Annotated in this window: 16 protein-coding genes and 1 riboswitch; of the genes, 9 read left to right on the top strand and 7 right to left on the bottom strand. The window is 31.1% G+C overall.

Annotation, left to right across the window (positions count from 1 at the left end; genetic code table 11):
- The first annotated feature begins 11 nt into the window (after positions 1–11).
- Positions 12–216: riboswitch (Lysine riboswitch) on the top strand.
- 86 nt (positions 217–302) lie between these two features.
- From DMR38_RS19100 to trpS, 4 genes are all read left to right on the top strand, one after another.
- On the top strand, positions 303–1505 hold the full coding sequence (locus DMR38_RS19100) for an aspartate kinase (RefSeq protein ID WP_127723008.1): 1203 nt from the start codon (positions 303–305) through the stop codon (positions 1503–1505).
- Between the two features lie 108 nt (positions 1506–1613).
- Positions 1614–2909, top strand: coding sequence for a diaminopimelate decarboxylase (lysA, locus tag DMR38_RS19095; protein WP_127723006.1), 1296 nt, complete (start codon positions 1614–1616; stop codon positions 2907–2909).
- 96 nt (positions 2910–3005) lie between these two features.
- Entirely contained in the window at positions 3006–11642 is an 8637-nt protein-coding gene (locus tag DMR38_RS19090; protein WP_127723004.1) for a glucoamylase family protein, read from the top strand.
- Positions 11643–12005: 363 nt separating this feature from the next.
- Positions 12006–13016, top strand: coding sequence for a tryptophan--tRNA ligase (gene trpS / locus DMR38_RS19085; protein WP_127723002.1), 1011 nt, complete (start codon positions 12006–12008; stop codon positions 13014–13016).
- Between the two features lie 62 nt (positions 13017–13078).
- On the opposite strand, the gene DMR38_RS19080 is transcribed toward trpS, so the two are convergent.
- On the bottom strand, positions 13079–14671 hold the full coding sequence (locus DMR38_RS19080; protein WP_127723000.1) for a peptide chain release factor 3: 1593 nt from the start codon (positions 14669–14671) through the stop codon (positions 13079–13081).
- A 221-nt stretch (positions 14672–14892) separates the two neighbouring features.
- On the opposite strand from DMR38_RS19080, the gene yidA reads away from it, so the two are divergent.
- Positions 14893–15711: a sugar-phosphatase gene (yidA, locus tag DMR38_RS19075; RefSeq protein ID WP_127722998.1), complete on the top strand. Its 819-nt coding sequence runs from the start codon at positions 14893–14895 to the stop codon at positions 15709–15711.
- Between the two features lie 153 nt (positions 15712–15864).
- On the opposite strand, the gene DMR38_RS19070 is transcribed toward yidA, so the two are convergent.
- Positions 15865–16851: a phosphatase PAP2 family protein gene (locus DMR38_RS19070; RefSeq protein WP_127722996.1), complete on the bottom strand. Its 987-nt coding sequence runs from the start codon at positions 16849–16851 to the stop codon at positions 15865–15867.
- A gap of 501 nt (positions 16852–17352) precedes the next feature.
- Here DMR38_RS19070 and DMR38_RS19065 point away from each other — a divergent pair.
- Entirely contained in the window at positions 17353–17913 is a 561-nt protein-coding gene (locus DMR38_RS19065; protein ID WP_127722994.1) for an ECF transporter S component, read from the top strand.
- Positions 17914–17944: 31 nt separating this feature from the next.
- On the opposite strand, the gene DMR38_RS19060 is transcribed toward DMR38_RS19065, so the two are convergent.
- Positions 17945–18109 carry a zinc-ribbon domain-containing protein gene (locus DMR38_RS19060; RefSeq protein ID WP_065078347.1) on the bottom strand — a complete coding sequence of 55 codons (165 nt, stop codon included), beginning with the start codon at positions 18107–18109 and terminating at the stop codon, positions 17945–17947.
- Between the two features lie 348 nt (positions 18110–18457).
- Between DMR38_RS19060 and DMR38_RS19055 the strand changes: the two genes are divergently transcribed.
- The 3 genes from DMR38_RS19055 to tyrS all read left to right on the top strand — a co-directional run bounded on the left by DMR38_RS19055 (position 18458) and on the right by tyrS (position 21631).
- On the top strand, positions 18458–19606 hold the full coding sequence (locus tag DMR38_RS19055) for an RNA-binding domain-containing protein (protein WP_127722992.1): 1149 nt from the start codon (positions 18458–18460) through the stop codon (positions 19604–19606).
- Positions 19607–19744: 138 nt separating this feature from the next.
- Positions 19745–20155, top strand: coding sequence for a hypothetical protein (locus DMR38_RS19050; protein WP_127722990.1), 411 nt, complete (start codon positions 19745–19747; stop codon positions 20153–20155).
- Between the two features lie 255 nt (positions 20156–20410).
- A complete protein-coding gene (tyrS, locus tag DMR38_RS19045) occupies positions 20411–21631 on the top strand; it encodes a tyrosine--tRNA ligase (RefSeq protein ID WP_127722988.1) in 1221 nt (406 codons plus the stop codon).
- Between the two features lie 191 nt (positions 21632–21822).
- On the opposite strand, the gene rimI is transcribed toward tyrS, so the two are convergent.
- Genes rimI through DMR38_RS19025 form a run of 4 tightly spaced genes read right to left on the bottom strand, consistent with a single transcriptional unit; the run spans position 21823 to position 24806 of the window.
- Positions 21823–22272: a ribosomal protein S18-alanine N-acetyltransferase gene (gene rimI, locus DMR38_RS19040; protein ID WP_127722986.1), complete on the bottom strand. Its 450-nt coding sequence runs from the start codon at positions 22270–22272 to the stop codon at positions 21823–21825.
- Entirely contained in the window at positions 22265–22978 is a 714-nt protein-coding gene (gene tsaB / locus DMR38_RS19035) for a tRNA (adenosine(37)-N6)-threonylcarbamoyltransferase complex dimerization subunit type 1 TsaB (protein WP_127722985.1), read from the bottom strand. The genes rimI and tsaB overlap by 8 nt, the downstream gene beginning before the upstream one ends.
- 4 nt (positions 22979–22982) lie before the next feature.
- A complete protein-coding gene (tsaE, locus tag DMR38_RS19030) occupies positions 22983–23438 on the bottom strand; it encodes a tRNA (adenosine(37)-N6)-threonylcarbamoyltransferase complex ATPase subunit type 1 TsaE (protein ID WP_127722983.1) in 456 nt (151 codons plus the stop codon).
- Between the two features lie 57 nt (positions 23439–23495).
- Complete coding sequence (locus DMR38_RS19025; RefSeq protein ID WP_127722981.1) at positions 23496–24806, bottom strand: HD-GYP domain-containing protein; 1311 nt, start codon at positions 24804–24806, stop codon at positions 23496–23498.
- Positions 24807–24897 lie beyond the last annotated feature (91 nt).

The raw sequence follows: 24897 nt of genomic DNA, 5'->3' as shown, positions 1-24897 counted from the left end.
TAAATTAGTTACCTTAGGGTAGAGGTGCTGTAACTATCAGTATTTATTTTTAGTCGGCGGACGTTGAAAAATAAAGAAAGGAGCTGCAGCCGAAAAAACTAGTTTGGCGAAACTGTTTTTGGCTTTGTACATAATATGTTCAAAGCTGTCATTGAAAAGGCATATTCATTTTATATGATTTAATGGATATACTTTTAGTGGAGAGCTACAAAGGTACACGACCATGCATGTTTGTGTAGTATAGGTGTTGTGTTCCTTTACTACACTATTTTTTTACAATCAACAATTTAGGGAGGAGTATTATGGCAATTATTGTTCAGAAATATGGAGGGAGTTCAGTAGGAACTCCAGAGAAGATAAAAAATGTAGCAAAAACGGTAGTTAGTAGGGTTGAAAATGGAGACAGTCTAGTAGTTGTAGTATCAGCTATGGGAGATACTACAGATGACTTAATAGCCCTTTCTAAAAAAATTACAGATACCCCAGATAAGAGAGAATTAGATGCACTTTTGTCTACTGGCGAAATGATGTCCTGTGCACTGCTTGCTATGGCTATCAAAGATTTAGGATGTGATGCTGTAAGTTATACAGCTTATCAAATTGGCATAAAAACTAGCGGACAGTACGGCAAATCTCTTATATGTGATATAAATGGAGAAAAAATAAAGAAAAGTTTGGATGAAGGAAAAGTTGTAATTGCAGCAGGTTTCCAGGGTGTAAATGATAAAGGAGATATAACTACTCTAGGAAGGGGAGGGTCAGATACCTCCGCTGTTGCAATAGCTGTAAAACTAAAAGGAAGTTGTGAAATATATACAGATGTAGATGGCATATACAGTGTAGATCCTAGAAAATATAAAGATGCTAAAAAGCTAGATGAAATAGATTATGAGGAAATGCTTGAACTTTCAAGTTTAGGTGCTCAAGTTATGCATTCTAGATCTATAGAATTAGCTCAAAAGTATAATATACCTGTATATGTGGGATTAAGCAATAGTGATATAAGAGGAACAGTTATTAAGGGGGTAGATAGTATGAATTTAGAGAGTAAACCAGTAACAGGACTTGCAACAAGTGATGAAGATGCAGCAATAACATTAACAAATATTGATAACGACATAAACATTATTTCCAATTTATTTGAGAAGATAGCAGAAAAGAGAGTAAATGTAGATATGATAAGCCAAACTGCACCTGTAAGTGGAAAGGTGAATATATCATTTACTGTACCAAAAGTTGATTTAAAAGACTGTCTTGCTATTTTAAAAAGCTATTTCAATGAAGAAACTAAGGTTGATATAGATGAAAACATTACTAAATTTTCAATAGTTGGTATAGGAATGAAAACTACATCTGGAGTAGTTTCAAAGATGCTTAAATTATTTAAAGAAAACAATATAGGTGTAAAGATGATAACTACATCTGAGATAAGAATTACTTGTGCTATAAAACAAGAAGATAAAATGAAGACTATAAATGTAGTAGCAAAAGAATTTAATTTATAGTTTTATTCGGGTAAAATTTATTGATAGTTATTATGAATCTTGACGTGTATTTAGGAGTATGTTTATGAAATTAAAAGCATACTTAAAAACTTTTAGGAGGAAACCAGTGTGAAAATGATGGGTAGCATGGAAATCAGAAACAATGTTTTATACATTGGTGGGATGAGTACAGGGGAATTAGTGAAAGAATTTAAGACTCCTCTCTATGTAATGGATGAAGAATTAGTAAGAGATAGGTGCAGGAGATATTACAAATCTTTTGAGGCTGGTAAAGCTAATAAGGTCACTTATGCAGGTAAAGCCTTTTTAACTCTAGCTATGTGTCAAATAATAAACAGCGAAGGCCTTTACTTGGATGTAGTGTCAGATGGAGAATTGTATACTGCTTTAAAGAGTGGCTTCCCTATGGAAAAAATTTATTTTCATGGAAACAATAAAACCTTAGATGAAATAGAAATGGGAGTGAAGTTAGGTGTAGGCAAATTTGTAGTAGATAACTTTTATGAAATGGAAAAGATAAATTCTACAGCAAGGAAATATGGAAAAATACAAGAAATACTCCTTAGAGTGACACCAGGAATAGAAGCTCATACCCATGACTATATAAAAACTGGTCAGATAGATTCTAAATTTGGTTTTACTGTGTTAAATGATGAAGTTATGAATATAATAAAAAGTGCAGTTGATTTTCCTAATTTAAAATTTGCAGGAATCCACTGTCATATAGGTTCTCAAATATTTGAGACAAAACCTTATGAAGACGAAGTTGAAATTATGTTAAATTTAGTTAAAAGAATAAAAGATGAATTGGGCTGTGAAGTAGAGGAATTAGACCTTGGTGGAGGATTTGGAATATACTATACCGAAGGGGATAAACCTAAATCTGTAGAAGATTTTTGCAGTATTATACTTCAAAAGGCAAAGGAAAAAGCTAAAGAGCTTGATTTAAAACTTCCTACGCTTGTTATAGAACCTGGCAGGTCTATAATTGGTAATGCGGGAACAACTCTTTATACTATAGGCTCTATAAAGAATATTCCAGGAGTAAGAAAATATGTATCTGTAGATGGAGGCATGGCGGACAATATAAGACCGGCTTTATATGGTGCAAAATACGAGTGTGTTCTAGCAAATAGAGTAAATGACGGCGCAAAAGAAACAGTTACTATAGCTGGAAAATCATGTGAATCGGGAGACATATTGATAAAAGATGTGGAGCTCCCGGAAAGCAAAAGCGGTGACATATTAGCTGTGTTTACCACAGGAGCTTATGGATATTCTATGTCTAGTAACTATAATAAGATTTTAAAGCCTGCGGCAGTTTTAGTAAAGGAAGGAAAGGCAAGGCTAATTGCTAAAAGGCAAACCTTTGATGATCTAATAGAAAATGAAATAATGTTATAATTTAAATCCATCCTGAGTGTGAATTAATATTTTGTGCTTTTATTGGGAACAATAATCAAAGCAAAATTCTTTTTCACAGGAAAGGATGGATTTTTTATGCTTTACATTGTATGCATTATAGGTATAGGGATAATTTTATTGCTCATAATGACTTATAACAAACTCAATAGGGTTGATTGTGGGAATGAAAATGTAGGAGAGGATATTTCTACACTAATTGTTGATAGAGAAGAATTAAAAAAATATGCTAGAGAAATATCAACTGTTCCATCTGCAGTTCAAAGAAAAAGCTGCAAGAAGCAATTAATAAAGAGTTTGGATAAAAGTTACGGAAGGATTTTAGCTGGATACAATTTTTTTGATGAAGAAATTAAAAATAGAGAGGAAATAGTATCCTGTGCGGAATGGCTTTTAGATAATTTGTATTTGGTAAAAAAGGAATACAAAGATATAAAAAATAATATGTCTGAAAAATATTACAAAAATCTTCCTGTAATGACTGAAGGTATTATGAAGGGTTTTCCTAGAATATATTACATTGCTAGGGAAATGTTATCGAAAACTCAAGGAACTGTAAAAGAAGATACCATAGAGACATTCATAAATGCATATCAGGAAAACACGATACTAAAAAGTGGAGAACTCTGGGCAATACCTATAATGATAAGGATAGCTTTGATTCAAAATATAAGTAGTATAACTGATCGTATGGTATTTATGCAAAAAGAAAGAAAGAGGGCAAAAAGTGAAGCAGAGGATATTATAAATTCTAAAGAGAATGAAAATGAAATAATTCATAAGTTAAAGGATAAAAATATTAAATTTACGCCCCATTTTACAGAAGGATTCATTAAAACATTAAGGGATAATTTTGTAGGAAATGCTGAAATATACAAATGGATAGATGAAGAGTTAGACAAAGAAGATAGCAGTGTTAAAAGGATGGTAAATATAAATCATCAAAAGCAAGGTATATGCCAGATTTCTATGGAAAATTCCATAAGTGGAATGGTAGAAATATCTTCATTGAACTGGAAAGAAAATTTTGAAAGATTGTCCTATGTAGAAGAAATATTGAAAATGGATCCTGCAGGAATTTACAGTGAAATGGATTTTAAGTCTAAGGATTATTACAGACATATAATAGAGAAACTGTCTAAAAATATAAACATACCTGAATCCTTTATAGCAAAGAAAGCTATAGAGTGTGCAAAAGAAGCTTGTGGAGAAGAATACGAAAAACATGTAGGGTATTATTTAATCGATAAGGGTATAAGCTGTCTTGAGAAAAAAATAAAAAACAGTACAAGAGAGTATAAAAATTTGCATTACAAAGCTCAAAATAAAATAACAGTTAACTTCTATATAGGTAGTATTGTATTTGGAACTATTTTTTTAGATGCGCTTATAAGTGGTATAAATTTTTATGTAGGAAATTTACCTTTGTGGAAATACATATTAGGAGCAATTGTGCTTTTTATACCTTTAAGTGATATATTTATATCCATATTCAACTGGAGTGTAAATAAACTTGTAAAACCAAGGTTTATACCTAAAATTGAATTTAGAGATGGTGTACCTGAAAAGTTCAGTACGGTAGTAGTAATACCTGCTATTATAAACGATATTAAGCAGGTTAAAAAACTGATAGGTGATATGGAGGTTTATTATCTCGCAAATGAAGAAAAAAATTTGTATTTTGCACTATTGGGGGATTTTAAGGATGGTTTTGAAAAAGAAAAGAAATATGATAAATTAATAGTAGATACAGCTTTAAATGAAATAGAAAAATTAAATAGGAAATATTCTGCAGATGGAAAAGATAAATTCTATTTTTTGAGCAGATTTAGAAAATATAATAAGAAAGAGGGAAAGTGGATCGGATGGGAAAGAAAACGTGGAAAGCTTATGGAGTTCAACTTTCTTATAAGGGGAAACGATAATACAAGTTATGATGTTATAAGTGGCGACATAAAAAATTTATATGATGTAAAGTATGTTATAACTTTGGATGCAGATACTAAATTGCCTAAAGACACAGCTAGATTCCTCATAGGAGCTATGGCTCACCCACTAAACATACCTTATCTGAATAGTGATGGTAAAAAAGTAATAAGAGGACATGGCATTATGCAGCCTAGAGTAAGCGTCAGTGTATTAAGTGCAAATAAAACGCTCCATTCTAGAATATTTTCAGGTGAAACAGGAATAGACGTATATACAAATGCCATTTCTGATGTGTATGAAGATTTATTTGACGAAGGTATATTTACGGGTAAAGGCATTTATGATGTAGATGCATTTAACAGCGTTTTAAAAGGTGAAATACCCGAAAATTCTGTATTAAGCCATGATCTTTTAGAAGGATCTTATGCAAGAGCTGCTCTTGTGACCGATATAGAACTTGTAGATGGATATCCTGCTTACTATAACACCAGCTGCAAAAGACTTCATAGGTGGGTAAGAGGAGACTGGCAGCTGCTTCCCTGGCTGTTTAAAAAAAGTTCTTTAAATAGGTTATCAAAGTGGAAGATAATAGATAACCTAAGAAGAAGTATTATAGCACCCTCCATAATGGTGTTGATTATAGTGTCTATGATATTATTTAGAAATTTAAATGACTTTTTGGTAGTAGCTTTTATTTCAATACTTTCACCTATACTTTTTGATGTATCTGAAACAGTAGTTTCTCCTGTAAAGGGAAATGGACTTTCAGGTAGAATAAGTAATTTTAAAACTGTAGTAGAACAATTTTTCCTAATACTAAGTTTTCTACCTTATCAAGCATATTTGATGATGGATGCTATAATTAGGACTCTTTACAGGCTTTTTATAAGTAAAAAAAATTTACTTCAATGGCAGACTGCAGCAGATGCAGAGGCCACTTGTAAAAAGGGTTTGGAAAGTTATTTAAGATCTATGTGGATAGGCAGTGTACTAGGTATTATTGTAGCTTTTTTAGGTTTTAGAAGTTCTGTAGAAGATGCTGTTTTGGTAATACCTTCCTGCATAATCTGGATTTTTTCACCATGGATTGCGTTTAACATAAGCAATGAAAGAAAAAATACTGAGGAAGAGATTCACAAGGAAGAAAAAAATATATTGAGAAGATTGGGAAGAGAAACTTGGGCTTATTTTGAAGATTTTATATCACCTGAAAGTAATTGGCTCTCTCCGGACAATTATCAGGAAGAACCTCATAAGGGAGTAGCCTACAGAACTTCTCCTACTAATATGGCTATGGGAATTTCGTCTAATATAGTTGCTTACGACTTAGGATATATAGGCATAAAAGAGCTCATATATAGGCTCCAGCATATAATATCCAATATGGAGTCTTTAGAAAGGTATAGGGGACATTTTTATAATTGGTATGACATAAAAAATAAAGTTCCTCTAAAGCCTAGATTTATATCTACAGTTGATAGCGGAAATTTAGTGGCATATATGTGGCTTACAGAAGAATCACTGGAAGAATATCTGAGCTATCCTATAATAAATAGAAATTTGCCAGATGGATTTAAGGATACTTTGAAGCTAGCGCAAAATGAATTATATAGTAATTCTAAAATTGAATATGCTTATGATAGTTTTATAGATAAACTTTCTAAGGATAATTTAAATATATTTTCCTTAGAAAGTTTCTTGCAGGATTTAAATAGAGAATGTATCAAATTCATAGGGATTGGTAAGAACTTATATTGGAATGAGAAAGTTAAAAATATGACCTGTAAATTTATGGATGAATTAAATGAATTCTTCCCCTGGATTTATTTTATAAAGGAAAATGACAAATTTCATGATTTTAGGTGTGAATTGAACGAATTGGCAACTAAAATTCCTTTAAAAAAGGTTCCGGAAGTTTTTAACAAATTAATTAATCTTATAGATAAAGATAATAAAAAAGATTTTTCAGAAGAAGAAAATAAATGTAAAGATGATTTGAAAAAATTATTATTGGACAGTAAATTAAATTTATGTAACTTCATATCTAATGTAAAAAATATAATAGGGAAATTGAAAAGCATTGATGAAGATCATAATTTTAGTATGCTTTATAGTAAAAAAAGACAGCTTTTTGCTATAGGATATGATGTTGAAAAGGATACTATTGGCAAAAATTATTATGACCTTCTAGCATCTGAGGCAAGGCAGGCTAGCTTTGTATCCATAGCTAAAGGTGAGATTAAACAAAATCATTGGTTTAATCTTGGCAGGTCCATGGCATCTATGGGAGGTGGAAAGGCATTAGTTTCTTGGTCTGGAACTATGTTTGAATATTTAATGCCCCTTATAATTATGAAAAGCTTCCCTAATACCTTGTTAAGTGAAACTTATGAATATGTGGTTAAAGCCCAAAAAAAATATGGTGAAAAAAGAAGAATTCCCTGGGGAATTTCAGAATCTGCTTATTATGACTTTGATATAAATTCTATATATCAGTATAAGGCTTTTGGAATACCGGCAGCTGGATTAAAAAGGGGACTTATTAACGAATTGGTAATTGCACCTTATGCATCCTTAATGGCTCTTCAGGTTGATTTTAAAAGTGCATTTTGTAACATAAAAAATCTTATAAAATCTAAGGCTGAGGGCAGATATGGATTTTATGAAGCTATAGATTATACAAGGGAAAGACTTGCAAGAAATCAAAAGTATGCTCTGGTAAAGTGTTTTATGATACATCATCAGGGAATGAGTTTTATGTCACTGGATAATGTGCTTATGGAAAATGTACTTCAGGAAAGATTTCATAGAATTCCTAGGGTAAAATCTGCAGAACTTTTACTTCAGGAGAAAATTCCTAATAATATAATCTATAATCATGAAGAACATAGTACAAATGAAAAATCTATAGTAAAGAATGAAAATATAATTGCTAGAAAGTTTACGGGAGCATGTACAGAAATACCAGTAGTGAATATAATTTCTAGCAACAATTATTCTATGATGATAACTAATAGCGGAAGTGGATATAGCAAAAGAGGGAACATGACAATTTATAGATGGCGTGAGGATGCTACAAAAGATGATACGGGAATGTTTTTTTATATAAAAAATATAAATTCAAATGAATATTGGAGTGCTGCTTATGAACCTTGTGAACATGAAGGAGAGGAATATGAAGTAGTATTTTCGCCTGATAAATCAGAATTTAGAAGAAAAGATGGAAACTTAAGAACTTATACAGAAGTTACTGTATGCCAGGAAGAAGAAGGTGAAGTGAGAAGAATTTCTATTACAAATACAGGGGAAAAGAGGAGAGAAGTTGAAATAACCAGTTATATGGAAGTAACCTTGTCACCTTATAATGCTGATTTAGTTCATCCTGCATTCCAAAAATTATTTATAGAGACTGAATTTATACACAATCCTGTATGTTTGCTTGCAAGTAGGAGACCTAGAAAAAAAGATGAAAAGAGGCCATGGTTAGTGCAGACTATAGCAGTGGAAGGAGAAGAATTAGGTACTATCCAGTATGAGACTAGTAGGATGAACTTTATAGGAAGAAATAGAAATCTAAGAAATCCAAGGGCAATGGATAATGATGCGCAACTTACTAAGTCCGTAGGAGCTGTAATTGACCCTATAATAAGTATTAGGGTAAGAATGGCCGTAGACCCAGGAAAAACATGTAAGGTAGCTTATACTACTGCAATTACAAGTTCCAGAGAAAAGGCAATTGAGATTGGAAATAAGTATAGAGATATGTGTAATGTAAATAGAGCATTTAAACTGTCATGGACAGAATCTCAGATGGAAATGAAATATTTAGGTGTGAAATCCAATCAAATAAATATGTATCAGAAAATGGCCTCAAGAATTTTATTCTTAAATAGCTCTCTTGAGCAAAGAAAAGAATATATTATAAATATACGAAAAGGACAGTCTGCTTTATGGCCTTATGGAATTTCAGGTGATTTACCTATAGTACTTGTTATTATAAGGAATGAGAATCATATGCCACTTGTAAGGCAGCTTTTAAGTGCACATGAGTATTGGATGTGGAAAGGGTTGTCGGTAGATTTAGTCTTTATAAATTTACAAGATAGCTCATATATGCAGTCTCTTCAAAATAAGTTAGGGGATGCTGTGAATTCCAAAGCTTCAAGATGTAAGAAAAATATAGATGGGGGAATATTTTTATATAACAAGGATACTATGAATAAAGAAGATATAGAACTCTTTATAGGCATATCTAAATTTGTACTAGATGGGGATAAAGGAGAACTGTTTGAGCAGATTGAAGATAGTTCATATTTACCAGAGGATAGTATGGAGAAGATTGATGAAAACACAAACTTAGTCTTTGAAAATAAATCTTCTTATAATTTTCAACTTCCAGAGCTTCAGTATTTTAACGAGGTAGGAGGATTTTCTTCAGATGGAAAAGCTTATACTATAGTACTAAAAGATCATAAGCATACTCCGCTTCCCTGGATAAATGTAATTTCAAATAAAAAGTTTGGATTCCATATTTCTGAAAGTGGTGCTTCTTATACATGGAATAAAAATAGTAGAGAAAATAAACTTACAACCTGGTCAAATGATCCAGTTATGGATGGGGAGTCTGAGAGTATCTATTTAAGAGACGAGATCACGGGACAGATATGGAGTATATCTCCCGAACCTATAAGAGATTTAGGACAATATGTAATAGAACATGGATTTGGGTATTCAAATTTTAAACATGAGGCTAATGGAATAGTAGGTGAAATGGATGTTTTTGCTGATATGGATGAAAGCGTAAAAGTGTTCAAAATAAAGCTAAAGAATATAAGTGGAAAGAGAAGAAAGCTTTCAATAACTTATTACGCAAAATTAGTATTGGGAGTTTGTCATGAGCAGACAGCACAGTATATATGTACAGGATTTAATAAGGAATTGGAATATATATATGCTAAAAATCCATATAGTGAGCACTTTAATCAAGGAATATGTTACATGAAAATTTTAGGAGGAGAAGAACTTTCTTATACTGCTAGTAGAAAAGAATTCATAGGTAGGGGAGGAGATATATCTAAACCTAAAGCACTGGAACTTCAGCAATTTTCTAATAAAGTAGGAGCAGGATTTGATCCTTGTTTAGCCGAGAATGTAAAAGTAGAACTGGATACAAATTCAGAAGAAGAGGTACTAATTCTATTTGGAGAGGAAGATAGCTCTGAAGAAGTAAGAAGGGTAGTTGAAAAATATAGTAGTATAAAAAATGCATATATGGAATTAGAAAAGGTTCAGGAGTATTGGTCGAAATTGTTTGGAACTATACAAGTGGATACTCCAGATGAATCTATGAATATAATGTTGAATGGATGGCTTATGTATCAGGTTATATCTTGCAGATACTGGGCAAGAACAGCTTTTTATCAATCCGGAGGTGCCTATGGATTTAGAGACCAGCTTCAAGATGTAATGGCTATTTGCTATATAGATCCATCTGAAACTAGAAAACACATAATATACAGTGCTTCAAGACAGTACCTTGAGGGGGATGTACAGCATTGGTGGCATCCGTTTGTTGAAAGTGGAATTAGAACTAGATTTTCTGATGATTTACTGTGGCTTCCTTATGTAGTAGAAGACTATATACAAAATACAGGCGATTACAGTATATTATCTGAAAGAGCTTTGTATTTGGAAGACAATGCCCTTCAAGATGGAGAAGACGAGAGATATAATATATCAAAGGTGTCAGAGGAGAGCGGAACCATATATGAACACTGCATAAGAGCAATTGAAAAATCCCTTAAATTTGGGAGCCACAATATACCACTTATTGGTTCTGGAGATTGGAATGATGGTATGAGTACTGTAGGAAATAAAGGCCAGGGTGAAAGTGTATGGCTTGGATGGTTTTTATATAATATACTGGATAAATTTATACCTATATGTACATTTGAAGGAGATGTGAAAAGTTCAAATAAATACTCAGAGCTAAAAGAATTTATAAGGGAAAATATAGAGGAAAATGCATGGGATGGTGGCTGGTATAGAAGAGCCTATTTTGATGATGGAACTCCACTTGGTTCTGTAATGAATGAAGAGTGTCAGATTGATTCAATTTCCCAATCTTGGGCTGTTATATCAGGTGCTGCAAAAGAGTCCAGAGCGAAAGAAGCTATGGAAGCCCTAGAAAGAAATCTCATAAGAGGAGATAAGGGAATTATATTGCTTTTAAGCCCCGCTTTTGATAAATCCAATTTAGAACCAGGTTATATTAAAGGATATGTGCCTGGTGTCAGAGAAAATGGAGGTCAGTATACCCATGCTGCTATATGGTCAATCTTAGCATTAGCTAAAATGGGATATAATAATAAGGCATACAGTGCATTTTCTATGATAAATCCTATAAACCATAGTAGCACATATTTAAATTGTCAGGCCTATAAAGTGGAACCTTATGTTATGTCAGCAGATGTATATGCAGTTGAGCCTCATACCGGAAGAGGAGGATGGAGCTGGTATACAGGTGCAGCAGGGTGGATGTATAGAGTTGGAATAGAGTCAATACTTGGAATGAAATTCAAGGAAAAATTAGGATTTACAGTTTCTCCTTGTATACCAGACAGTTGGAGTGGCTTTAGTATGAAATATACGAGAGGAAAGTGTGTTTATAACATAAAGGTTTTAAAAGACAAGGAAAAGGGAATATGGTTAGATGGAAACAAGGTTTCACAAGATATAATACCTTTTTTAAGAGAAGGCCAGCATGAAGTAAAAGTATATATATAATCCAGGAAAAAATTTCCATAGCATTTTTTACGGGTTTATAGTAGAATATATGATAATATTCGATATAGTTTAAATCCTTTGAAAGAGGGCAAGTAAATTTAAAAACAGATTTTTAGAGAGCTGTATGAGGTGGAATTACAGTAATTATGCTTGAATTGAATGGATTCTTGAGGAGAAAAATGAATTAAATTAGTAGTTTTAACCGTAAGTCTTACGTTATAAAGACAGGATATTTTGTAATCCATATGAGAAAAAGATGTAATTTTATCTTTTTGAATTTAGGTGGTACAGCGGTAAATACGCCCTATGATTTTTATATCATAGGGATTTTTTTTTATAAATGCTTAAAGGGAGGCAATAATCATGGAAGAAAAGAAAAAAGTAATATTTAGTGGCATTCAACCTTCAGGAAATTTAACTATAGGAAATTATTTTGGAGCTTTGAAAAATTGGGTAAAACTCCAAGACAAATATGATTGTTATTTTTGCGTAGTAGATTTACATGCGATAACTGTAAGGCAGGAGCCAAAAGATTTGAGAAGGAGGACCCTGGAAGTCCTTGCAATATATTTAGCAGCAGGTATAGACCCAGAAAAAAATACTATATTTATTCAATCCCATGTTCCTACTCACTGTGAAGCAGCATGGCTTTTAAATTGTTTTACTTATGTAGGAGAATTGGAAAGAATGACTCAGTATAAGAGCAAATCTAAAAAATACGAAAATGGTGGTTCTATAAGTGCAGGACTTTTAAACTATCCTGTACTTATGGCAGCAGATATATTGATTTATAATGCAGACCTTGTTCCTGTAGGTAAAGATCAAACGCAGCACGTAGAATTAACTAGAGATATAGCAGAGAGGTTTAACAATCTATATAGTCCTACATTTACTATGCCAGAAGCATATATACCAGAGGATGGAGCTAAAATAATGGATTTACAAGAGCCTACAAAGAAAATGTCTAAGTCATCAGATAATCCTAACAGCTACATACTTATTATGGATAAACCAGAAGATATAAAAAGAAAGATAAATAGGTGTGTTACTGACAGTATTGGAAAAGTAAAATATAATGATGACCAACCAGGAGTTAAAAATCTTATAAATATAATGAGTGCTGTAACTGGAATGAGCCATGAAGAAATAGAGAAAAAATATGAAGACAAGGGTTATGCTGAATTTAAAAATGATACTGCAGAAGCTTTAATAGGTGAGCTAAAGCCAATACAGGATAAAGTCAATGCGTTCCTTAAAGATAAAAAATATCTAGAGGACATATATAAAAAAGGTGCAGAAAAGGCTTATTATGTATCAAGCAAGGTACTTAGAAAAATGCAGAAAAAGATAGGATTTATTCCTGTTTCAAAGTAAATAGAATTTTTACAAATAAAATAGCCAGCTTCAATTCGATAGAGAATTAAAGCTGGCTTATTTTATTCTGTTTTACCTATATCTGATAGCTCAAGGCCTTTATTGTGTTCAAGTGCCCAACTAATAGACCACTCACTTTGAAATATTAAAAGGTCTCTTCCTTTTAGGTCTTTTACTTTTTTAGTATCACTTGTTAAAATAAGATCTTCTACCTTTGCGGTAGAACTTTCTATCCACCTTATAGCTCTATAAGGAAGCATGTCGACTTTTATATCTACATTGTATTCATTTTTCATTCTGTATTCCAGTACTTCAAACTGAAGAACGCCAACCACACCTATGATGATTTCTTCAATTCCTATATTTAACTGCTTAAATACTTGAATTGCACCTTCTTCTGAAATCTCACTTATACCTTTTATAAATTGCTTTCTTTTCATGGTATCTATGGTTTTTACTCTGGCGAAATGTTCTGGGGCAAACACCGGGATGCTTTCAAATTTAAATTTTTTATTAGCAGCACATAATGTATCTCCTATATTATAAATTCCAGGATCAAATACACCTAGTATATCACCTGCATAAGCTTCTTCTACTATTTCCCTATCTTGAGCTAGGAACTGTTGTGGCTGAGAAAGCCTTACTTTATTTCCTCCCTGGAAATGAAATACTTCCATACCCTTCTTAAATTTACCTGAACATATTCTCATAAAGGCAATTCTATCCCTATGTGCTGGATTCATATTTGCCTGTATTTTAAATATAAAAGCAGAAAAATCATCACTAAAAGGATCTACTTCTCCAATGTCTGATTTTCTTGGTAGAGGGGGTGTAGTTAAATTTAAAAATTCTTTTAAAAAAGGCTCTACTCCGAAATTGGTGAGGGCGCTTCCAAAGAATACAGGAGTAAGTGAACCTTCTCTAACTTTTTTTATGTCAAATTGGTCTCCTGCAATATTTAAAAGTTCTATATCGTCTTTTAGTTTTTCATGTAAAGCTTCACCTAATAAGTCTTTAAAAACATTGTCATCTACAGAGCCTTCTATGGATTCTACTGCTGTTTGACCATGATTTCCACCGTTAAATACTTCTATTAGACTTTTTTCTCTATCATATATTCCCTTGAAATCTTTACCGGAGCCTATAGGCCAGTTCATTGGGTAGGATTTTATTCCTAAAACATTTTCTAGGTCATCCATTAATTCAAAAGGATCCTTACTTTCTCTATCCATTTTATTTATAAATGTAAATATGGGAATTCCACGTAAACTGCATACATTAAACAGTTTTTTAGTCTGTGCTTCAACTCCCTTTGCTGCATCTATTACCATTACTGCACTATCTGCTGCCATTAAAGTTCTATATGTATCTTCACTAAAATCCTGATGGCCTGGTGTATCTAATATATTTATACAAAAATTATTATAGTTAAATTGCATTACTGATGATGTTACAGAAATACCTCTTTGTTTTTCTATTTCCATCCAATCAGACACTGCGTGTTTTGAAGCCTTTCTTGCCTTAACAGAACCAGCAAGTCTTATGGCGCCCCCGTATAATAACAGTTTTTCAGTAAGAGTTGTTTTACCTGCATCTGGGTGAGATATTATTGCAAAAGTTCTTCTTTTTTCTATCTCTTTTTTTAAGTCTGCCACTACCTTTTCTCTCCTCTTTTTTTATTAGTTTCATCACTGATTTTAACTTTATTATATATTAATGTCAACTTGTGTTGTTCGTAAAATTTAAACGTTTAATTCTAATGTTTATGGTTTAATATAAGGTCTTTTACGATTTAAACTTATTTTTTGTAAATGATATAATTATTATGAAATATTATTTAATGGTATAAGATAGCACCTATATATGGAGGGAACTTATGTATAAACTAGTAGGAATTGATATGGATGGTACTTTGCTTAGAAATGACAAAAGCATTTCAGAGGAAAATTACAATGCTATTCAAAAGGCTAAAGAGCTTGGAATAAAAATTGTACTAGCTACTGGAAGACCTTTAAAGGGAATTGAAAAGTATTTAAAACAATTGAAATTGACTTCAGAAGAAGATTATTCTGTAGCTTTTAATGGAGCAGTAGTTCAAAAAAACAATAATGGTGAAGTTATAAGTGAAAACTTACTTAAGCATAAAGATTTAGAATACTTGTATAGCTTAAGTAAGGAATTAGGTGTGAATATTCACACCCTTACTTTTGATTTTTGTGCTGCAGCTAAAGTAAATAAATATAGTAAATTAGAATCTTCTTTAAATAGGATGCAGCTTAAAATATTAGATTTGAACGAAATTCCTGATTATGTACCTATAGTAAAAGTTATGTTTGTAGATGAGGAAGTAAAGCTTTCAAGGGCCATAGAAAATTTACCTAAAACAGTATATGAGAAATATACTGTACTTAGAAGTGAACCATATTTTTTAGAGTTTATAAACAAAAATGTAAATAAAGGATTTGGTATACAAGTTTTAAAGGAGAAACTAAATATAAGTAGGAATGAAATAATATGTATAGGTGATGCAGGAAATGATATTCATATGATAAAATATGCAGGGCTTGGTGTAGCAATGGAAAATGCTTTTCCCGAAGCAAAAAGAGCTGCAGATTATATTACAAAAACTAATGAGCAAAATGGAGTGGCACATGTAATAAATAAATTTATACTAGAACAATGTGCTGCAAAATAGAATTTCAATAGAGTTTCTAAACGAAAAATCGACTTATACATAAAATACAGTTGAGAGTTAAGAGTGAATGATGATTTTCTTTTATTAACATTACAGAAAATTATCCATAACTCTTAACTTTCCACTTTCAATTATCCGCTTTTAGTTTTTAAATTAATTTTTCATAGTTTCTAAATAGTAATTACTTACATATATAGCCTTTTTCTTCTTGTAATAAAACATGTCTAATGGCTTCTGGATAAGTAATTTACCTTTAGCCAAAATAAAGTCTACTAATTTTACAGTTACATAAGCTAATAACATTCCAGCAAAAACATCTATTACCCAATGAACTTCTAGATATAGAGTTGCGAATATTACACTTAAACAGAAAAAACCAAATACACATTTCCATATTTTATTTCTTTCTCTAAGAACTAATAAAAACATAGCAAAACATATGGATGTATGCATAGACGGAAAACAATTAAGAGCAACACCTGCAGCAGCGCTTGGACTTAAATGTCTATCAAGACCATCAGGTTGTCCAAGTACGTACCATACTTCCTGTAAATGAAAAATAAGATAAAATGGAGTTATTAGAAATATCTGTACTACATGTGCAGATAAAACATAACGCAGCATTTTTTTAAAATCCTTGGCTAAGGTAGATCTATATATTGCAAGTAAAACGGGTAGTACAAAACCGTTATTATATACCATTCTAAAAAACCAGGTTAAAGTTTCTGTTTTATAAATTCTTGCAAAACTTCCATCGTTAAAAGGTATTTTACTAAATATAGGATTAAAATCTACTACTATTTTTCTACTTATTTGCCAATGCAGCATTTTCCCCCAAAATGCATATCCGTGCTGTTCTATGTAAAATATGAACGCAAAAAATGGAATACATAATATTAAGAAAGGGATTAATTTAATATCATTTCTAATATCTGAATAGACTGTAAAGCACATTAAAGCAAGCATACCCAAATATATCTTACTAGTCAAACTGATAGATGGATATTGAACTAGATACAAAGTCTTTTGTAAGAAATATAAACCTATAAGAATAAAGTAGTATTTACTTAGTAAATTCAATAATATTTTAAACGTATGCTGCGTAGTTTTCCATATTTTATTTTCTACAAATTTATACATGAAATTTATACCCCCCTTATGGACAAATAAATTATATCACTAGTAAAAGGGTAAGTATATAAAAAAATTTAACAATATTTTATCTTATTTTACATAAATATAACCTAATTATCTTTTTTATATTTATTTGGCATTAGGGAGGAATAAGTTAAAATTAAGTATAAAATGTTAATTTTATGCAGCATACTAAAATCGTTTTTTGCCAATAAATGCCGTGTCTATTATAAAAACAAAAGCACATATTAAAAGTAGTATGTTTATGAAAGTTAATCCTATTTTAAATATGAAACCTATAAATAGCAATATCAAAAAAAGACTGCAGAGCCATTTAAAAAAAATCATTTTAAAATCTCCCTTATATAATTAAATAAAAATATCAAATGTATAAAATAGTATTTCCTATTTTGTATGAATTAATTCAAAAGTGTATCGTTACATTTTGAATTTTTTATAAAAAAAAATATAATGTTATTAATTCAAGTTTAGGGGGTTATCATTATAATGGAACAAAAAAGATTAAGTGTAGGTGGTTTAAAAGTTAGAGATATTATTCAGGTATCACTTATGGCTGCAATAACTTATATTGCTACAGCTATAATTAATATACCAACAGGAGTATTGGTTAAAGGTGTTGTACATATGGGAGACAGTATGGTACTTTTAGCGGCTATATTAATTGGAAGAAAAAAGGCATTTTTATCTGCAGCTATAGGAATGAGTCTATTTGATGTTCTTTCATCCTATGTTATTTGGGCTCCTTTTACTTTTCTTATAAAAGGAATTATGGCTTGGGTTGCAGCAACTATTGCTTACAGGGGAGAATATAATGGTGAAAAGTTTTGGAATAATATAATCGCATTTATTGTAGCTTGTATTTGGATGGTAGCTGCATATTATGCAGCAGGAGTGCTTATAATGCATTTTGTTACAAATATAGCTTTTTCAAAAGCAATTATTTTATCTGCAGCAGAAATCCCAGGAAATATAGCTCAGAGTATTGTAGGGATAGCTATAGCACTTCCATTAGCAAAAGTTTTAAAGAGAGCTAATTTAGGTAAATAATAAAGGAGAGGTTTTTACCTCTCCTAATTATTTACCTAGTTCTCATTCTATTTTTTTCAGCTTTTCTTTTTCTTCTACATTCAGGACATCTTACGGGATCATTTTCAAATCCTTTTTCCTTATAGAATTCCTGTTCACCCTCTGTAAATACAAATTCTTTTCCGCAATCTTTACATACGATTGTTTTGTCTGCCATAAAAAAACCTCCTTAACCTAGGACTAATTTTATTCTTGATAACCTACCTCCTAGGATTAAAAGGAGAATATAGCACCTTGAAAAAATTTGACCTAATATAAATATTATAATTAGAGTAAAACTCTAAGCTAATTATACCATATTTTAATAAAAAAACAATATTTTAAATAATTATAGGCTTGTACCAATTCGTTGATATGACTAGGATAGGGGAAAATGTTAATTAACGCAAATGTTAATTTTAATTAAAGTTGAATGAATTAAAAATATGTCAAATAACAATAGTAATAGAGTATAATTAAATTAAGTTTTATATATTAAACTCAAAAAAGTAATGGGGTTGTTTTCATGGATATAAAAAAATTTTTTAATTTGTTAAAGAAAATGGAAGGACCGAAATTAGATTTTAAACAATTACTAAATATTGATACTGATAGTGGAAGAAAAGAATTAGCTAAGGATGTATGTGCTATAGCAAATTCTAGAGGGGGAAGAGGATATATTATAATTGGAATTGAAGACAAAACTAAGAAAATAATAGGAGTAGACAGGAATTTTGGTGAAGAACAAATACAACAGATAATAAGTTCTAGAATAGAACCTCCAATACCAATTTCTTTAGAAAACTTAAAGTATAAGGGAAAAGATATAGTTATTATAAATATATATGATGGACCTCAAAAACCATATCAGATGAGAGAAAACGGAGCTTTTTACACGAGAAGAGGTTCAACAAATGATACTATGCGTAAACAGGAAATAATATCGGCTTTTCAGCAAAATTTAAATGTAAATACGGAATTGTGTCCTATACCACATAGCAAATTAAACTGTATAGATACTTGTATAGTAGATAAGTATTTTTTGTCTCAAGGAATAAAAGTAAATGATGAAAATAGATTGGGGTTAATGGAAGATGCTTCAATAATATATATAGATAAAGATTCAGGCAAGTATATGGTAACGTTAGGTGGGCTTCTAATTTTTTCTAATATAAATAATGTATATATTCCCCATAATATGATAAAAATAGTTAATAAGATAAATAAAAATTTTAGAAAGGTGAGTATAATTCAAGGAAATTTACTGTCAATTATGGATAAGGCACAAGATGCTATTGAGAATATTATAACAGTAAAACCATATCCAACAGAGGGGGTAAGTGAAGGAATAAGAAATGCCGTAATGTATAGGGACTATTCTGATTTTTCTAGGGAAATAGAGGTTATAGTAAACTATAATAGTATAGTAATAACTAGCCCAGGAATGTTATCAAATAGAGAAAATGCAAGTTACTATAATTATGCAAGAAGAAATATGTGGATATATGAAAAAATAATTACACTGGATTCTAAAAAGAGATTTGCAGGAACTGCAGCAAGTTTTAGTAGAATTAAAAAGCTGTTTAAGAATGTGGGAAGAGTTAAATTTATAAATTCTATAAAAAATGATTATTTTAAGATTATATATCCTGGTACTAAGAAGTTGGATAGCTAATATACTAGTAATATGGATAGAAAAATAAAAATAATATTTTCCAAAATAATACACTTAAGTTATTGAAAAAATATTCTGAACATTATATAATTTATCTATAAGGATGACACCTGAATATTAAATTAAGGGGTGATAAAAATGATTCATGTATTTTGCAGCAAAAGAGGATCTGGGAAAACTAAAGAACTGATTAATTTGGCTAATGAAAAAATAATGATAGGGAGGGGGCATGTTGTCTATATAGATGATGATAGGGGACCACTGTGGCAATTGAATAGAGGAGTAAGATTTATAGTAACAAGTGACTTTAAATTAAAAAAAATAGAAGAGTTTTATGGTTTTTTGTGCGGCATACTTTCAGAGGATTATGATATTGATACAATTTTTATTGATGGATTGTTTAATATTGTAAAAGAAAATCTTCAGGATATGGCGCATTTATTTTATGCCATTGAAAAGCTGTCGGAGGAATACAAGGTTAATTTCTATATAAGTGTAAATGGAGAAAAAGAGGAGATACCTGAGTGTATTATGAAGTATGTAGCCTGATTAATGAAGTGAGTTGTTTGTGAGAAAATAATGCTGGTTTTTATATAGTTAAGACTGGAGAATATATCTTCAGTCTTAAAATTTTTTAAATAGCTTAAATTAGCATTGTTTTAGGTCAATTTAAGCTATTTATTTAACTAAATTAAAATTGCATAGGTAAATCATTTAAATGTTGATAAAAATAGGTTTTAAATATATACTATACAATATATAAGAGTACTATTGTACTTACTATTTGAAAGGTAGGGATTTAGGTTGCCTAACGTTTATGACATATTATTGGAACGTGGATACATAAAACAAAGTACACATGAAGAAGAAATAAGGGAACTATTAGGAAAAGAAAAAGTGACATTTTATATAGGATTTGACCCAACAGCAGACAGTCTCCATGTGGGACATTTTTTACAAATGATGGTTATGCATTATATGCAAGAAGCAGGACATAGACCGATAGCTTTGCTTGGTGGTGGTACTACAATGGTTGGTGATCCTACTGGAAAAACTGATATGAGAAAGATGCTCTCTAAGGAACAAATAGAACATAATGCAGAGTGCTTTAAAAAGCAGTTTTCAAGGCTGGTGGATTTCAAGGATGATAAAGCTATTCTTGCTAACAATGCAGATTGGCTTTTAAATTTGAATTATATCGAATTCTTGAGAGATATAGGAGTTCATTTTTCCGTGAACAAAATGCTTACAGCAGAATGCTTTAAACAGAGATTAGAGAGAGGATTGTCTTTCCTTGAATTTAACTACATGCTAATGCAGGGATATGATTTTCTAGAGTTAAATAGGAGATATGGCTGTGTTCTCGAATTAGGGGGAGATGACCAGTGGTCAAATATAATAGCAGGAGTAGAATTAATCAGGAAAAAGGAGCAGAAACCTGCTTTTGGGATGACTTTTACTCTTTTAACTAAAAGTGATGGTAAAAAGATGGGTAAGACAGAAGGAGGAGCTATATGGCTGAATCCTGAAAAAACATCACCTTATGAATTTTATCAGTACTGGAGGAATATAGGAGATGCTGATGTGGAAAAATGTCTGGCTCTTTTAACTTTTCTTCCAATGGATGAAGTGAAAAGACTTGGCTCACTTCCAGGTGAGGAGATAAATGAAGCTAAAAAAGTACTTGCTTATGAAGTAACGAAGATTGTACATGGTGTAAAGGAAGCCGAAAAAGCTAAGGAAGCAGCAGAAGCTTTGTTTTCTGGTGGACAAAATATGGAAAATGTACCTACTGTAGAGATAGGTGAAAATTCACTTGGATGTTCTGTAGTTGAATTACTTGTTAATTTACAAATACTCCCTTCAAAAAGTGAGGTAAGAAGGTTAATACAGCAAAATGGACTCACTGTAAATGACGAAAAAATAACTGATCCAAAACTTTTAATTACAAAGGATAGTTTTAAAGATGGAGAAATGCTTATAAGAAGAGGAAAGAAAAAGTATAATAGGATTATACTTAAATAATAAGCAATTCACAATGCACGATGCACAGTTCACAATTAAGGATGATTTTCTTTCGTTAGAACCTCAGAAAATCTAAAATATAGCACCATTGAAGCAAAGCTTCAATAAGATTTGAATTTAAAATTTTTCGCAGCACAGCGGAGAAAAATCTACCTAAATTGTGCATTGTGAACTGTACATTGTGAATTGCTTTAAATATTATATTTCCACATTATTAGAGCATCTTCTTTATTATCTCTGTAATATTCTTTACGTATACCGTTTTGTAAAAAACCGTACTTTTTATATAAATTTTGAGCACGTACATTGGATTCTCTAACCTCTAAGGTCATACTTTTTATAAATTCAATTTTGCATATTTCTATAAGGGCTTCTAAGAGTAAACTACCAACACCTATACCCCTATATTCTGGATGAACTGCTATATTTGTTATATGACCTTCGTCCAGTATAACCCACATGCCTGCATAGCCTATAACTATTCCTGATTTTTTAGCTACAACATATTTTGTAAGTGCACTGTTTTCAATTTCTTTCTCTAGAGACTTTCTACTCCAGGGTGTAGGAAAACATAAAGAATCTATTACAAGTATCCTATCAATATGTTCTAATTTTAAAGGGCAAATTTCTATATCATTCATGAACTTGAGACCTCAGCTTTTTTTCATATTCCCTTTCAGCTTGGGATTTTCTTAGATAAAAAGGTGCAAAACTATATAAATCGTCTTGTATACCGGATTTTAGAAGTTTTAATCCTAATTCACCTAAAGAAGAAGCTCTTGCCAAATTTAAATTTGCAGGTGAGAAACGAATTTGTTTTATATTTGAAATTAAATCATCCTTAAATTTTGGAACAGCATCTCCTATGAAACACACGGGTTCATTATAGTTGTTCAATGTTTTAATTAGATCTTCTATGGAAAGGAGCATGTGGTTGCCTATCATATTTAATTTATTATCTGTAAAATTATAGAGGGCGGTGTATACATTTCCTCTAAGTGCATCTAATATAGGACAAATAATACCAGAGGTATAACATAAATTATAGGCTAACGCATCTAATGAAGACACTCCTACAAAGGGTTTGCCTGTACCCTGGCTTAGTCCTTTTATTACAGCAGCTCCAATTCTAAGTCCTGTAAAAGAACCAGGACCTTTTGAAACAACAAAGCCGTCTATAGAATGAATATCCATATCTAAGTTTTTTAAAAGAGTATCTATCATAGGCATTAATACTGTGGAATGTTGCTTTTTATAATTAAAAGTAATTTCACCAAATAATTTATTGTCGTCTATTACAGCACAAGTTGCTGATTCGGTGGAAGAATCTAAACTTAATATTTTCATGTTCTTATTTTAGCTCCTTTATGTAATCATATCTATTACCATGATATTTTATTATTATTTTTCTACAATTTAAACCTTTTTCTGGGATTTTATAAATATTTACCCATATACATTCTTTAGGTATTAATTCCTCAATATAATTTGCCCATTCTATAATGCTTACAGCATCACTGAAAATATACTCATCAAATCCAATTTCAGCAATTTCATCTATATCATTAACCCTGTATACATCAAAATGGTATAATTTTAATCTACCATAGTACTCATTTACTATGGTAAATGTAGGGCTTGTTATAGGATCTTCTATATTAAGTCCCTTTGCTATTCCTTTTGTAAAATGGGTTTTCCCTGTGCCTAAGTCACCATTTAGACAAATTATGTCACCAGCATTTAATAAGCTGCCTATTTTTTTGCCTAGATTAATGGTATCTTCAACACTATTTAAAATAAATTCCACAGCAAATCACCTCATAGAATATTGTATCTAAAATGTATTAAAAAGTGAAGAAATATATTATTTCATTTCAGAATTGTAGGAAATAGGTATATGATCTTCATAAGAACTTAAATTAGGAAGATTACTTATTGCTTCCTTTAGATGGTTTAGCGCATGGTTACATATAAATCCTCCAGATACCATTTCGTCCATTATGTTAAAGGCTTTTTCCGAACTCATGCCATTTCTATAAGGCCTATTTTCTGTAAGGGCTTGATATATATCACACACTGCCATAATTCTGCATTCTTCAGATAATTCATCTGCTTTTAAGCCTTGAGGGTATCCACTGCCATTTAACTTTTCGTGATGATTTGATGCCCATTTGCTTATATTAGGAATATCGCCTATTTTATTTAATATTATTCTAGTATAATATGCATGAGATTTTATTATACCGAATTCCTCACTTGACAGAGAACCATTTTTGTCAAGTATATAGAGAGGAATGGATAGCTTACCTATATCATGCAGGAGACCTGCAATTTTCATTTCATGACACTTTTCTTCTGGATATCCAATGAATTTTGAAACTAAATAGGCCAGATTTGCTATACCCTGGGAATGAGTTGCAGTGAATTTACTTTTGTTATCTATTATGTTTGCAAATATTTTAGATATCGCTTCAAACTCATGGAGATTCATAAACATATTTAACTTGGGATGGGTTTCATCTAGTATAAAGTCAATAAAATCTATATTTTGAAGATTAAGCCAAAATATATCAGAAGATGCACTTTCTAAAAATGCATTTGCAATTGTTTCAGAAAAAATTTTTTTAGAATTTTTTCTAATCCATGAGATAATATTATTTTTTTGCTGATAGTTAGATATATTTTCGTTATATATAAGTTCTGTTAAATCAGAAATCCTTATTATTTGACTTTCTAGAGGGATCATATTTCCCTTTAATCCTATAGCGCCACTTCCATCAAAATTTTCATGATGATATAGTATTATATTTGATATATCATGAAAGTAGGGAAAAGACTTAGTTATTTTATTACCAATTTCACAATGTTCTTTTATAAATAGATTAGAAGAATGACTCTGAGATAAAAAGGTAGCAGCTCCTATATCATGCAGTAGAGCTGATACATAAAGTTGTTTTTTAAATTTATCACTTAATTTTAGATGATTTGCAATTTCAAGCGCTATATAGGTAGTCCTCTGGGAATGATGGATAAATCGATGATCCGAATAGTTTATATTAGTTATATTTTCAATGATTGGATCATTTCCAGTAAAGCTATCATATTTAGAACTCATTTGAGCTAAATCCAGTGCAATTGACATGGCCCTTATTGTTTTGTCCATACTAACCTTCATGGATAAACCCCCCTTAAATAGAATATAATCTGTACACCTAATTTTATCACAATGAAATGTGTCAATAAATACTTATGGATAAGCAATGTAA

The sequence above is a fragment of the Clostridium sp. AWRP genome (genome assembly GCF_004006395.2).
GTDB lineage: Bacteria > Bacillota > Clostridia > Clostridiales > Clostridiaceae > Clostridium_B.
Note: the sequence above shows the minus strand (reverse complement) of the source record. Positions and strands in the feature narration are given on the sequence as shown.